General features: G+C 59.0%; 16 protein-coding genes. 12 read left to right on the top strand and 4 right to left on the bottom strand.

Features of this window, described 5'->3' with window-relative positions:
- Positions 1–178: 178 nt before the first annotated feature.
- A complete protein-coding gene (locus tag AC1RJ3_RS26795) occupies positions 179–514 on the bottom strand; it encodes a hypothetical protein (protein ID WP_054597088.1) in 336 nt (111 codons plus the stop codon).
- A gap of 293 nt (positions 515–807) precedes the next feature.
- Between AC1RJ3_RS26795 and AC1RJ3_RS26790 the strand changes: the two genes are divergently transcribed.
- Positions 808–1233, top strand: a complete 426-nt coding sequence (locus tag AC1RJ3_RS26790; protein ID WP_347930026.1) for a DUF3592 domain-containing protein — start codon at positions 808–810, stop codon at positions 1231–1233.
- Here AC1RJ3_RS26790 and AC1RJ3_RS26785 read toward each other — a convergent pair.
- Positions 1230–1712, bottom strand: coding sequence for a P-loop nucleotide/nucleoside kinase family protein (locus tag AC1RJ3_RS26785; protein WP_347929871.1), 483 nt, complete (start codon positions 1710–1712; stop codon positions 1230–1232). The genes AC1RJ3_RS26790 and AC1RJ3_RS26785 overlap by 4 nt on opposite strands.
- 261 nt (positions 1713–1973) lie before the next feature.
- On the opposite strand from AC1RJ3_RS26785, the gene AC1RJ3_RS26780 reads away from it, so the two are divergent.
- The 7 genes from AC1RJ3_RS26780 (at position 1974) to AC1RJ3_RS26750 (ending at position 8120) form a co-directional block, all read left to right on the top strand.
- Positions 1974–3014: a DMT family transporter gene (locus tag AC1RJ3_RS26780; RefSeq protein ID WP_054597086.1), complete on the top strand. Its 1041-nt coding sequence runs from the start codon at positions 1974–1976 to the stop codon at positions 3012–3014.
- Between the two features lie 110 nt (positions 3015–3124).
- Complete coding sequence (locus AC1RJ3_RS26775) at positions 3125–4066, top strand: chromate resistance protein ChrB domain-containing protein (protein ID WP_493081437.1); 942 nt, start codon at positions 3125–3127, stop codon at positions 4064–4066.
- Positions 4063–5421: a chromate efflux transporter gene (gene chrA / locus AC1RJ3_RS26770; RefSeq protein WP_493081435.1), complete on the top strand. Its 1359-nt coding sequence runs from the start codon at positions 4063–4065 to the stop codon at positions 5419–5421. The genes AC1RJ3_RS26775 and chrA overlap by 4 nt, the downstream gene beginning before the upstream one ends.
- Before the next feature lie 84 nt (positions 5422–5505).
- A complete protein-coding gene (locus AC1RJ3_RS26765) occupies positions 5506–5958 on the top strand; it encodes a chromate resistance protein ChrB domain-containing protein (protein WP_493081433.1) in 453 nt (150 codons plus the stop codon).
- A gap of 92 nt (positions 5959–6050) precedes the next feature.
- Positions 6051–7091, top strand: a complete 1041-nt coding sequence (locus AC1RJ3_RS26760) for a hypothetical protein (protein WP_493081431.1) — start codon at positions 6051–6053, stop codon at positions 7089–7091.
- 160 nt (positions 7092–7251) lie between these two features.
- Positions 7252–7863, top strand: coding sequence for a DNA-3-methyladenine glycosylase family protein (locus tag AC1RJ3_RS26755; protein WP_493081430.1), 612 nt, complete (start codon positions 7252–7254; stop codon positions 7861–7863).
- Positions 7860–8120, top strand: coding sequence for an Ada metal-binding domain-containing protein (locus tag AC1RJ3_RS26750; protein ID WP_493081428.1), 261 nt, complete (start codon positions 7860–7862; stop codon positions 8118–8120). Before AC1RJ3_RS26755 ends, AC1RJ3_RS26750 begins: the two co-directional genes overlap by 4 nt.
- Before the next feature lie 63 nt (positions 8121–8183).
- Here the strand turns inward: AC1RJ3_RS26750 and AC1RJ3_RS26745 are convergent, their stop codons facing one another.
- Complete coding sequence (locus tag AC1RJ3_RS26745) at positions 8184–9077, bottom strand: LysR family transcriptional regulator (RefSeq protein ID WP_493081445.1); 894 nt, start codon at positions 9075–9077, stop codon at positions 8184–8186.
- A 103-nt stretch (positions 9078–9180) separates the two neighbouring features.
- On the opposite strand from AC1RJ3_RS26745, the gene AC1RJ3_RS26740 reads away from it, so the two are divergent.
- On the top strand, positions 9181–9843 hold the full coding sequence (locus AC1RJ3_RS26740; protein WP_493081426.1) for an NADPH-dependent F420 reductase: 663 nt from the start codon (positions 9181–9183) through the stop codon (positions 9841–9843).
- A gap of 55 nt (positions 9844–9898) precedes the next feature.
- Here AC1RJ3_RS26740 and AC1RJ3_RS26735 read toward each other — a convergent pair whose 3' ends face one another.
- A complete protein-coding gene (locus tag AC1RJ3_RS26735) occupies positions 9899–10594 on the bottom strand; it encodes a tRNA (adenine(22)-N(1))-methyltransferase (RefSeq protein WP_493081443.1) in 696 nt (231 codons plus the stop codon).
- A 415-nt stretch (positions 10595–11009) separates the two neighbouring features.
- On the opposite strand from AC1RJ3_RS26735, the gene AC1RJ3_RS26730 reads away from it, so the two are divergent.
- From AC1RJ3_RS26730 to AC1RJ3_RS26720, 3 genes are all read left to right on the top strand, one after another.
- Complete coding sequence (locus AC1RJ3_RS26730) at positions 11010–12077, top strand: alpha/beta fold hydrolase (protein WP_103314412.1); 1068 nt, start codon at positions 11010–11012, stop codon at positions 12075–12077.
- 235 nt (positions 12078–12312) lie between these two features.
- Positions 12313–12612, top strand: a complete 300-nt coding sequence (locus AC1RJ3_RS26725) for a DUF4189 domain-containing protein (protein ID WP_054597078.1) — start codon at positions 12313–12315, stop codon at positions 12610–12612.
- Positions 12613–12652: 40 nt separating this feature from the next.
- Complete coding sequence (locus AC1RJ3_RS26720; protein ID WP_493081424.1) at positions 12653–13078, top strand: DUF1810 domain-containing protein; 426 nt, start codon at positions 12653–12655, stop codon at positions 13076–13078.
- The last annotated feature ends 178 nt before the right edge of the window (positions 13079–13256 follow it).

The following is a 13256-nucleotide window of genomic DNA, read 5'->3' as shown; positions in this document are numbered from 1 at the left end:
TTGCTCCCGCTGGACTGCGTAGCAGGCCCAATTCAGGGCCGCTTCGCGCCCCAGCGGGAGCAAGCTCCCTCGCCACACCTGCGGTTGTGCCTGAAACATCGGCTTAAGTGAACAGCATTGCGGCTAAACCGGGCTTTTTCACGTCAGCGCGTACTTGCCCGCAGGCTCGGTACCGCGCTTACTGAACGTTTTTCAGCTTGATCACATCGCCAGAAATCTTGGTGGTGTAACCGGTCAGGACCCAAGCCCAGAACCATTTTTCCTGCACCTGGGTGTTGATCATTGCATCGCCGCCCTTGGCCTTGATCGCCGCGTCCTGAGCACGAACAAAACGGCTGTTCTGCTGGATCGGGATGCAGCCAAACAGCATGAGGCCTGTGGCACTCGCTTCACTGTGACCCAGAACGGTGTATTGGGTGCTGTCATAGTGCTGGGTTTTCATCGAGGTGCCGGTGCAACCCGCCAGAACCAGGCCGAACAGTACAACGGCAACAACTTTGCTGAGGTGCTTCACTGAATTACTCCATGAGAAAAAGCCCGGGATCCATCTCTCGAGCGGCGCATACTTTAATGGATGAGATATCAAAATGGTATCGCTCGCGAAACCCGTTAAACCGCCCGACACCGGTGATAAAAATACCGGTCCCGCTTTTGGAGGCTGCCATGGATCATGACGAAGTCAGTAAACGCAATGGCACCGATATGAACGCCGGACAGCACCAGGCGCAGTTCTTCCCCATCCGATTGACAGATTCCCGCCGGTTCTTCGTAATGACCGGCGTTTACGGACGATGCAAGGGACCTGCCATGACCAAGACGCCATCTTCTGGCCGGGGCGATCTGCCTCGCGCGCTGATTTTCATCCCGCTGGGCCTGTGCCTGCTCTACCTCACCCTATGGCTGGTCGAAGACCGGCTTGGCTTTCTGGCCCAGGCGCAACGCGCCGAAGGGCATGTCAGCGCCCTGAACGCGGGTGGCAGCCACCCACAAATTGACTTCACCGACGCCACGGGCAAGGCAGTCAGCTACCCCGAGAACGGGTTTATATTCGGCTACGCGGTGGGCGACTCAGTGACAGTGCTCTACCGCGCCGATGCACCCTCCAGCACCGCGATCATCGAAGACCATGGCGCGCTATGGGGCGCGAGCCTGCTGGCGGGCCTGTTCGCAATCGTGTTCACTGCAGGGGGCGGCTACCACGTGGTCGCCCAGCGCAAAGTTGATCGTTGCTAATGTACAACGACAACCAGCCCCTCCTCCTCGCCCGGAATGCTGAAGTAGCGTGTGATCAGATCAAACTCGGCGTCTGTGGCTGCGAAATCATGTGCGCCCTCGGCGTTCCGTGCGTGCAATCTGGCGCGGCAAGTCTCTTCGTCAACGTCCAGATAATGCAGGCAATGCTGCGCCCTTGCATGATCTGCCAAGGTGCGCAACCACTCGCGATCAGAGACGGTGTTTGCAGGAAAATCCAGTACCACGCAAACACCTGCCGCAAGCATGTTGGTGACCAACGGCCCCAATACCCCACGAATGCGATGTGCACACTGCACATAATCGCCCACCGAACGGATCTCTCCGGGGTAAAGCATCGAAAGCCAATGGTCTTCGCTGAGTAGGATGGCCGCGTGGTTGTCGGCAAGTACCTTTGCCAACGTTGATTTACCAGACGCGATCTTGCCGCACATCAAATGCAACGTAGGTGTAGTAGTCATGGGATACGTTCCTTCATATCAGGCAAAGGATAATGCCCAATGCTTGCTGCCGCGACAATCGACCGGGTGAGTCCACGTCGAATAGCAGACGTTCATTGGACAGGACGCCGCAGCTTTCACGCGCTGGGGCGTGGTTTTTGTACCTGAAATGAACGCCAACCGGGCATCAAGCTCAAGTAGCGCGATATCATTGGCAGTATTGGCATTTCTGATGGCCCACAGGGCCTGAATCTCCTTGAACGTTAAGACACTGAGCCCCCCATGAACCTGAGTATTTTCTACGCCTTGAGCGCGGCCGCACTGTTTGGCGCCAGTACCCCTCTGGCCAAACTGCTGGGTGTGGAGGTCTCACCGATTTTACTGGCAGGGCTGCTGTACCTGGGCAGTGGCCTCGGCTTGACCCTGGTCAGGTTTATCCGTGACCGCGGCTGGCAGGCAACCGGCCTGACGGCCGGCGAGTGGCCGTGGCTGATCGGTGCCATTGCCTTCGGCGGTGTGCTTGGGCCGGTGGCATTGATGTTCGGCTTGACCCTGACGTCAGGGGCAACGGCCTCGCTGATGCTCAATCTGGAATCGGTACTGACCGCGCTGCTGGCCTGGCTGGTGTTCAAGGAGAATGCTGATCGGCGAATCGTTGCGGGGATGTTGGCCATCGTCGCTGGCGGAGTGTTCCTGGCCTGGCCGCAAGACTCGACACACGCACAAGGCTGGATCGGCCCGCTGGCCGTCGCGCTGGCCTGTGCCTGCTGGGCCATCGATAACAACCTGACCCGCAAGATCTCGGCGTCCGATGCCCTGTTCATTGCCGGTATCAAGGGGCTGGTCGCGGGGGCGGTCAACTGTACGCTGGCGTTATCGTTGGGGGCCAAACTACCGAACATTGCCACGCTCGCGCCGATACTCCTGGTCGGCTTTCTCGGTTACGGCATTAGCCTGGTGCTGTTCGTGCTCGCCCTTCGCGGCCTCGGCACGGCACGCACTGGCGCGTACTTTTCGACCGCGCCGTTTCTGGGGGCGGCGATTGCGATTCTGATCCTCGGCGAGCCTGCTTCACTGACGTTCTGGATCGCCGCCCTGCTGATGGGCATTGGCGTCTGGATTCACCTCACTGAAAGCCACGCGCACGACCACCAGCACGAGCCGCTCATCCATGGTCACCGGCATGTTCACGATGAACACCATCAGCATGAGCATGACTTTGAATGGGATGGCAGCGAACCTCACAGTCACGTTCACCAGCATCAGGCGATCCGCCACAGCCACCCGCATTACCCCGACATTCATCACCGGCACAAGCATTGAAGCCAGTTCAGGCAAGCCGACAAAATGCTTTGCGCGCGAGGGCTTTTCAATCGGCCCGGAGAGGAATACTGTAGATATACAAACTTTTTTTGAATGTATCTCTACATAAAATGAAAAACTGGCTCGCATTAATCCTTGGCCTACCGACCGCCAATGCCACCGAGCGCATGCGAGCCTGGCGCGCCCTGAAAGCCTCTGGAGCGGCGGTGTTACGCGATGGCGCCTATCTGCTGCCGGACACGGTCGCCTGTCGTGAAGCACTGTCCTCGGTCGAACGCGATATTCTGGCCATCAATGGCACCGCCTATGTCCTGCCTGTCGTCGACCCAAATGGCGAACGCTTCGTAGCGTTGTTCGACCGTAGCGATGAGTACAGCAAGCTCGGCGCCGAGATCGATGCCTGCCGTGCACAGCTCAATACCGAGAATGCACTGGCGACCACCAAGCAGATTCGCAAGCTGCGCAAAGCCTACGAACAACTGACCACTATCGATTATTTTCCTGGTAAGCCGAAGCAGCAGATCGACGCGGTTTTGCAAGAACTTGAGACCGCCGTCAGTCGCGCATTGTCGGCAGACGAACCCCATAGCCGCGACCAGCCAATCGTGCCGCTGAGTCTTGCGGACTTTCAGGGTCGCGTATGGGCAACGCGCAAGCGGCCCTGGGTTGATCGACTGGCCTGCGCCTGGCTGATTCGACGCTTCATCGATCCACACGCTCGGATCCTCTGGCTGAACAGCCCGCAGGACTGCCCCGCCGATGCCCTGGGTTTCGATTTCGATGAGGCGACCTTCAGTCATGTCGGCAACCGTGTGACCTTCGAAACCCTGCAAGCCAGCTTTGAAATCCAGGCGCCGGGTCTGGAGCGCGTTGCAGCCCTCGTGCATTACCTCGACATCGGCGGCATTCAGCCGGTCGAGGCTGCCGGCCTCGAGCGGGTGCTGGCCGGACTACGCGAAACCATGACTGATGATGACCACTTGTTGGCTACTGCGAGCGCCATCTTCGACGGCCTGCTTGCCGCGTTTGTGAAAGAGGAACAACCCCAATGAGTAAGGCATCTCCATCGCTTGTTGAAGCTGAACTGCCAAGGCCTGAGGCGATCAGTTTGCGTGAGGCATTCTGGTTCTGGCTCAAGCTGGGTTTCATCAGTTTCGGCGGGCCGGCAGGACAGATTTCGATCATGCACCAGGAGTTGGTCGAACGACGGCGCTGGATTTCCGAGCGGCGATTTCTGCATGCCCTCAACTACTGCATGTTGCTGCCAGGACCGGAAGCCCAGCAGCTGGCAACCTACATCGGCTGGCTGATGCATCGAACCTGGGGCGGTGTCATTGCAGGTGGGCTGTTTGTGCTGCCCTCGCTGTTCATCCTGATTGCCTTGTCCTGGATGTATATCGCCTTCGGCGACGTGCCAATGGTCGCCGGGCTTTTCTATGGCATCAAACCGGCCGTGACCGCCATTGTCGTACAGGCGGCTCATCGAATCGGTTCGCGAGCGCTGAAGAACAATTGGCTGTGGGCCATCGCGGCGGCGTCGTTCGCGGCGATATTTGCATTCAATGTGCCCTTTCCACTGATCGTGCTCAGTGCGGCCTTGATCGGCTATCTGGGTGGCCGTTTTGCTCCCGAGAAGTTCCGGATCGGAGGCCACAGCGCCGCCCAAAAATCCTACGGCCCGGCATTGATCGATGACGACACCCCTTCCCCCGACCATGCCCGGTTCAGCTGGTTGAAGCTGGCGCTGCTGACACTCATCGGCGCGGTGTTATGGGCGTTGCCAATGGCGATCCTGACCACACTCTTTGGCTGGGAAGGTACCTTGACCCAGATGGCCTGGTTCTTCACCAAGGCGGCACTGCTGACATTTGGCGGCGCCTACGCGGTGCTCCCGTATGTCTACCAGGGCGCAGTCGGACACTATGGCTGGTTGACCCCGACACAAATGATCGACGGCTTGGCGCTGGGGGAAACCACGCCGGGGCCGCTGATTATGGTGGTGGCTTTCGTCGGCTTTGTCGGGGCCTATGTTTCGCAGGTGTTCGGCGCCGACCAGGTGTTTCTCGGCGGCGCCGTAGCGGCGACGCTGGTGACCTGGTTCACCTTCCTGCCTTCGTTCCTGTTCATCCTTGCCGGCGGCCCGCTGGTGGAGACGACGCACAACGAACTCAAGTTCACCGCGCCGCTCACCGGGATTACCGCCGCTGTGGTTGGGGTGATTCTTAATCTGGCAGTGTTCTTCGGCTATCACGTGCTGTGGCCCAAAGGGTTCAGCGGCACCCTCGACTGGCCCTCTGCGCTGATCGCCATTGCCGCAGCGATTGCCTTGTTTCGCTTCAAGCGTGGCGTCATTCAAGTATTGATGGCCTGTGCGCTCATTGGATTGGCAGTGCATCTGCTGCGCTAGAAAGCGTGCGGCGATCAAACGTTTCCTGGCAGGCATCGGGCCTGCCGGATCATCCAGCCTGTCGAACCAGGCAGGAGGTGTTGCATGAGGTGGATTACCCGTGAACGACCCAAGATTGATCGCATCGCTTGTCCTTGGCTGATCACTCGTTTTATCGATCCACAGGCCGAGTTCCTCTACGTCCCCAGCAAAGACGTTCTGCGGCTTGCCGCTGAGAAAGATGCAACGCCTTACGATATTCCGGGCGTCGAGCTTTCCCACGTAGGTGAGCTGTGCAGCTTCGATGCGTTCCTGAAGAAGTACCAGCTCAGTGATACCGCCTTGCAGCATTTGGCCAAAATCGTGCGTGGGGCGGATACCTCCCGCCTTGATCTGACGCCGCAATCGGCTGGGCTGTACGCGATTTCTCTAGGACTGTCGCAACGCTTTGCCGATGACCAGGAAATGCTGTCGCACGGTTTGATCATGTATGACGCGCTGTACGCCTGGTGCAAGGAGTGTCAAGGCGAGACGCATAACTGGCCTCCGCAGATGTGATGAGGCCTGTTCACACTGAACGTTCTAATCCTGTATTACCGGGACAAAGGCAGGACGATTGACGTCGCCCTGCCCAAGCAGAAGAGGACCTCATGACCCTACGGCACAAACGACGTTTTGCTCTGCCAGTCTTCGCCGTCCTGTTGATGGCGCTAGCCGTCATGAACGTCGCGAACCTTCGCGACGTTCAGGCTGCAGACAAACCATCGACCAACGACCTGCCACTGAAACATGTCACCGACATTCCGTTGCCCGGTGGCGCTACTCGGCTTGACTACGAGAGCTACGATCCAGCGCGCAACCTGTTGTTCATCGCCCATTTGGGCGACAGCGAAGTGATCGTCTTTGACCTGCGTGAATCCCGCGTCGTTGGACGCATTGCGAACGTTTCGTCGGTGCACGGTGTACTGGTTATTCCTGAACTGTCGCGTGTCTACGCGTCGGCGACGGGCACCAACGAAATCGTGGCGATTGACGAAACGACCCTGGCCGTTGTCAGTCGTATTCCCGGCGGTGTCTACCCAGACGGAATGGCTTATGTGCCCGACCTTCACAAGCTTTACGTATCGAACGAAAACGGCAAGACCGAAACGGTAATCGACGTGCGCACCAACACTCGCGTCGCAACGATTCCCCTCGGAGGCGAAGTCGGCAATACACAATATGACCCTGTATCACGGCACATTTTCGTTAATGTCCAGACACGCGGGCAACTGATCGAGATCGATCCCGCAACCGACCGGATCGTTGCGCGCATTGATTTGCCGGGGGCAAGAGGCAACCATGGCTTGTTGATCACCCCGCGTGACCGGCTGGCCTTTATCGCATGCGAAGGTAACGACAAACTCCTGGTACTGGACATGCGCACGATGCAGGTTATCCAGGCGTTCGATACTGGAGGAACCCCTGACGTGCTCGCGTTTGACCCCGTACCGGGCACGCTTTATGTGGCTGCAGAGGCCGGCATGGTGTCGATGTTCCACGTCAAGGACAGCGTCGTCACGAACATCGGCAGTGGCCGCGTAGGCCCGCATGCGCACGTCGTTGCTGTGGATACAGCGACACACCGCTCGTATTTTCCACTCAAGGATATCGACGGGCACCCGGTACTGCGGATTATGGAACCCCGGTAGCGCATCCGTGCTGCGTCACTGTCGGTAGCTGGCGTTTTGATGATCGAATGCGTTAATGGCGCCACACCTGCGCGAAAATTCGAGCGCAAGAGACCGGGTGCGATCCAGCGGGCAGATCTTTAATCTGCTTGCAGTACCTGAACTTCTGCCTGGAATTTCCATGCCCTATCACCCCGCCAGCCACTACCTGTCCGCCATCGACCCGGACTGGGCGCGGCACATCGCCGCCATCGGCCCGTGCCTGCATCAGCCAAAACCGGCTCGTGATCCCTGCGAAGCGCTGGTTCGGGCCATTGCTTATCAGCAACTCCATGCCAAGGCCGGCGATGCCATTCTCGGGCGTTTGATCGCGCTGTTTCCCGACTCGCCGTTCCCGACGCCCGAGCAATTGCTGGCCTGTGAATTCGAGGTCCTGCGCGGCTGTGGTTTCTCCGGCAGCAAGATCGCCACGCTTCACGGTATCGCCCAAGGCGCACTGGAGGGGCTGGTGCCGGATCGTTCAAACGCGCTGTCGATGAGCGACGACGAATTGATCGAACGCCTGACCCGGTTACGCGGTGTCGGCCGCTGGACTGTCGAGATGCTGCTGATCTACACCCTCGAACGCATGGACATCCTGCCCGCCGACGACTTTGGCGTGCGCGACGGCTACCGCCGTCTCAAGGGCCTGGAGCAACAGCCAAGCCGCAAGCAGATGGTCGATATCGGTCAGGCATGGAGCCCCTATAGAACCGTCGCGGCCTGGTATTTGTGGCGAGTGCCGAACCGATGAAACGCTTTGTGTTGATCAATGCTCAGGGCGAACCGCTAGACAGCGCCGAACCCGGACAAATGGGTGGTCATCGACGATCCCGAATTTACGGTCGACTGGACTGCCCTGCTGCACTGCGGGCCATTGCCCGTGGTGGCTATGTCGCGCACCGGGTGTTTTTTGCCGATGAAGCCATAGCCCGCGCGGCGGGCTATCGACCGTGTGCAGTGTGTTTGCCGCTGGCGTATACGGAGTGGAAAAAAGCATCCAGTCAATGACGCGGTAACCTGCGACCGGGACCAATCACAGGTCAATGCGAGTTGGACAACTTAAAAGCCGGCTCAAATCGCACCAAAGCGGGCGATTGCTGCATCGATAAATCGTCGGAGTTTGGCCGTTCTCTGGCGATTTGCCGTGTAGAGCAAATGCATGTGTCGGCTCGGCGCTTCGAAATCAGTTAACAGCCGCACCAACTCGCCGCTTTGCAGCGCCGGCTGAAGAAAGTCTTCGGATCCAAGGACAATTCCAAACCCCTCAAGCGCGGCTGACAGCAGTGCCTTGCTCTCGTTGACTTGCAAGCGACTGGTGACCTGTACCTTATGAACGGTGGACCCCTTGCAGAACTGCCATTCGCGGTCGGCCGGGCGGGACCAATAGGCAAATCCCAAACATTCATGGTTCTCGAGATCAGCCGGTGTTTGTGGCGTTCCGCGTTCAATCAGGTAGCTCGGTGTTGCGCAGGCCACCAGCCGATAAGGCGCCAACGGTCTGGCGGTCAAACTGGAGTTGGCCAGGGGACCGATCCGGAAAGCCACTTCATAGCCCTCTTCCACCAGATCGACGAAGCGATCCGTCAAATGCAGATCGATTTCCACTTCAGGGTGGTGACGCAAAAAATCCGTCACGAACGGCATGAGGCTATAGGAACCGAAAGTCACGGGAGCACTGATTTTCAGTTTGCCACGAGGGGTGTCATTCATGATCTGCGCAAGGGAGTCGGCAGCCTGGGCTTCGCTCACAATATGCTTGCAGCGTTCATAGTAAGCACTTCCCAGTTCAGTCAGGCTCTGCCGCCGGGTGGTACGGTTCAGTAGCCGCGCGCCCAGCCGGTGCTCAAGAGCGGCAACATGCTTGGCCACCATCTGCGGCGACATGCCCAAGCGCTCTGCGGCACGGGCATAGGAGCCTGACTCCGCCGCCATCACAAAAGCGCTCATGCTCGTCAAGCGATCCATCATTCAACACTCCTGGTAACAAGACTAAGTCTCGGATGGTTATTTATCTCCCATTGGTTGCCAATCATCATAGCCTTTTCCTGACAAACAACGGAGCAACGACATGCGGATAGGCATTATTGGCGCAGGGTTCATCGGACGTGCAGTGGCGCAATTGGTTATAGCTGCAGGGCACGAGGCAATGCTCAGCAACTCACGTGGGCCACAGACCATGAGCAGCGTGCTCAGTGGCATTCCCGGCAGTAAAGTCGGGACCCTCGAGGAGGCAGCGCAGTTTGGCGAAGTGGTTCTCGTGGCAATTCCGCTGGCGCAATACCGAAGCGTGCCGGCCAAGTGGCTGGAGGGCAAAACCGTCCTGGATGCCAACAACTACTACCCGGAACGAGACGGCCACATTCCCATCCTGGACCGATTCGAAACCACCACCAGCCGCCTGCTTGCCGAGCATCTGCCCGACTCCAGGGTGGTCAAGGTCTTTAACGCAATCCTCGCTCAAGACCTGGTTCAGGACTCGCGCCCGAAAGCGGCACCCGACCGACGCGCACTGCCGATCGCCGCGGATGACCCGGTCGCAAAAGCCCTGGTGATCACATTGCTCGACGAAATTGGATTCGACGCTGTCGATGCTGGCAGTCTTGATGAAAGCTGGCGATTCGAACGGGCTAAACCCGCCTACTGCATCCCATTGGATAAACAGGGGCTGAAGGTTGCCTTGGCTGCGGCTCAGCGGCAGGTTGAATTGCCTGATGGATCGTGGCGCCGCTGAATAGCCCGCAACATCGCCGCTCGGTGGCTTTCCGTACAACCCCCTGGACCGAGGCTCAAGCCAGCAGGTCGCTGATCCACCGGGCCTGCCGGGCGATGTCTTGCACCTTCTCCTCGGGCACGGCCTGCCGCGCCCGGGCGAAGTTGCTCAGAGTCTTGTGCTTCTCGCGCAGTATGCGCTGCCACTTGGCCAGGAACGCCGGACTGCGGGCCTGCATCTGCAGCGGGCCGAAGTACAGCTCCTCGGCGCTGTACATCACCGGCCCGGCGCGCTCGGCGACGATGATTTCGTAGTCGAAGCGGTTTTCCCGTAGCAGTTCCTCACAGAGGATGCAGTAACCATTCTCCATCAGCCATTGGCGCAGTGGCTGCTCGCCGCCGTTGGGCTGCAGGATCAGGCGCTCCTGGCCGCTCAGGCGCGCTTTGCCACTGTCGAGGATGTCGCGGATCGTCTCGCCGCCCATCCCGCAGATGCTGATCGCCGTGATCCCGTCTCCCGGCTCGATCGCCGCCAGGCCGTTGGCCAGGCGCACGCTGATCCGCTGGTCCAGGCCGTTCTCGCGCACAGTGCGTTCGGCTGAGTAAAACGGCGTCAATGCCACCTCGCCGGCCACCGCCGCCGCGATAGCGCCACGGCGCATCAACGCCACCGGCAGGTAGCCATGATCCGAGCCGATATCGGCCAGCCGTGCACCTGCTGGCACATGCCACGCCACACGCTCCAGGCGCATGGACAATGTCTGTTCGTTCAACTGCTGCCCCTTTTCACCACGAACGTCCGGCACCTTTGGCTGGATCGGGGCGCGATTCTGTCGGGCAACGCCGTGCATTTCAACTTTATGCGATCAAGACCATGGCTCGCCCCAAACCTGGCGCTTGCGCATCGGCCCAAAGCGAACCCTGGTTATGGGCTGCTTTTGGCCGATCTTCGCAAGGACGCGGCCTGCCAGGATGATCCGCCTCATGACGAATGCAGGGGGTCATCCCATAGCAAATCTGCTGATACGCTGTGCATGGCAGTGTTTCTGAATAACATCTCGACATGCAGGCTTTCATCTGGCCTGCGATTCGACACAGGCCCGATACGTCACCGCCTTCAAATGCAAGCAAGGTTTGAAGGGAATCAGCCAGACTCTGCAGTCAACAACTTGTAACGGAGACATCACCATGAAGATGGCAGTGCAAAACAACAAAACCGGTAAAACACGCCACCGTCTGGTCGGCTCGTCAGTCCTCGCGCTCAGCCTGTTTGGCACTCTCGGCGCGGCCCACGCGCAAACGACCGCAACCGCACAGCCAGCCGTGATCAATGCTAGTACCGCTCATGCGGCACCCTCTCCGTTCGGCCCGCTGAAGCATGTCAACGCCGGACTACTGAACGTGGCATACGCCGAAACAGGCCCGGCCAATGGACCGGTGGTGATTCTTCTGCACGGCTGGCCGTACGACATTCACAGCTATGACGAGGTCGCACCCTTACTTGCAGCAAAGGGCTATCGAGTGCTGATGCCATATGCGCGCGGCTACGGCGATACGCATTTTCTATCCGAAAAAACTCTTCGCAATGGCCAACCGACCGCGCTGGCAAGTGACGTCATCGACTTCATGGATGCACTGAAGATCAAGCAAGCCGTGCTCGGTGGCTATGATTGGGGCGCGCGGTCGGCTGACATCGTCTCGGCGCTATGGCCAGAACGGGTCAAGGCACTGGTCTCGGTCAGCGGCTATCTGATCGGTAACCAGGCGGCCGGCAAGAACCCGCTGCCGCCGAAGGCTGAATTGCAGTGGTGGTATCAGTTTTACTTCGCCACTGACCGCGGTCGCGCCGGGTACGAGAAAAACACCCACGACTTCGCCAAGTTGATATGGCAAACGGCTTCGCCGAAATGGGCGTTCGATGACGCCACCTACGATCGCAGCGCCAAGGCACTGGACAACCCCGACCATGTCGACATCACCGTGTTCAACTACCGCTGGCGCCTGGGCCTGATTCAAGGCGAGCCCCAATACGAAGCTTTAGAGCAGAAACTGGCCAAGGCGCCGTCCATCAGCGTGCCGACCATCACCCTTGAAGGCGACGCCAACGGCGCGCCACACCCTGCCCCTGAGGATTACGCCAAGCGCTTCACCGGTAAATACGAGTTCCGGTTGATCAGCGGCGGCATCGGCCACAACCTGCCGCAGGAGGCTCCGCAGGCGTTCGCCAAGGCGGTGATTGATGCGGATCACCTTTGAGGCCGATCCGACATTCGTGAACTTCCCCCGATAAGCACGTTCTCAACAGCGGCTCGTGATATCTGACGAGCCGTTATTCTTTGCGCGGCTCTTTTGGACAATCACCAACTGAAAAGAGCCAGCCCGGCAAAAACGCCCCCAAATGCACTCGGTCCGCTGAACCGGCCCAAGGGCAGGCGCAACACTGTCTAATCTGAATAGAACACGACCACACTCTTGATACAGGGGAAACGGCATGACCAGAATCACAGCACGTCAATACTCGTCATGGGCCCTGATCTCCCTGCTCGCCATCAACCTGGCGCTAACAGCCGGATGCTCAAGCAAAACTGCCGCAAACCGCTATTCGACCTCAAGCACAGCCTCGAACTGCTACGCCAAAGCGCTACCCTCTGCCGGCGAAGGCGGCTTGGCCTGGGGCTCCACTTTGGGCATCGCTCGGCAAAAATCCCTGGATAATTGCAAACGCTATGCAGGCCAATCCGGTGGCACGCCGAGTACCTGCCATGTGGTGACAGCGGAGTGCAAAAAGTAATAGCGCGTTTGCAGTGCTTGCCAATTGAGGGAGTACAAGCATGCACGATCCCTTCAATCTTCTTCGTTTCGTCGAGGCCCAGCGCCCGGTTTTCAGCCGAGTCATGGAAGAGTTGCGCGCCGGGCACAAGACCAGCCACTGGATGTGGTTCATCTTCCCGCAACTGCAAGGTCTCGGGCATAGCGAGATGGCCCGGCGCTTTGCCATTTCTGGTGCTGCCGAAGCCCGGGCCTATCTGCTGCATGATGTGTTGGGGCCACGGCTGGAGGAAAGCGTCAGTACCCTCCTGCAACACCGTGACAAGAGTGCGCTGGCCATCCTTGGCCACCCCGATGACCTGAAGTTGCGCTCCTGTCTCACGCTATTCGCCAGTATCAAGCCCGAACAGCCCCTGTTCCAGCAGGCCCTCGACCAGTTTTTCGCCGGTGAGCCAGACGCCAGGACCCTGTCCCTTCTTGAAGAATAAGGTCGACGCGAGCTACATCGCGACGGAACGCCGTGATCGGCGCACAGAGCAACCGATGTCTCGCGCCGGCTGATTGTCCCATCGTGTAGACGATGCTTCTCATTTTGTCGATTGTTCCCGGAGCCCCCCGACCTGAACGATCAGGTCGAGGTGGCCCACTCCGGGATCCAGGGTCCAA

The sequence above is a fragment of the Pseudomonas sp. GW822-FHT04C11 genome (assembly GCF_058800905.1).
Note: the sequence above shows the minus strand (reverse complement) of the source record. Positions and strands in the feature narration are given on the sequence as shown.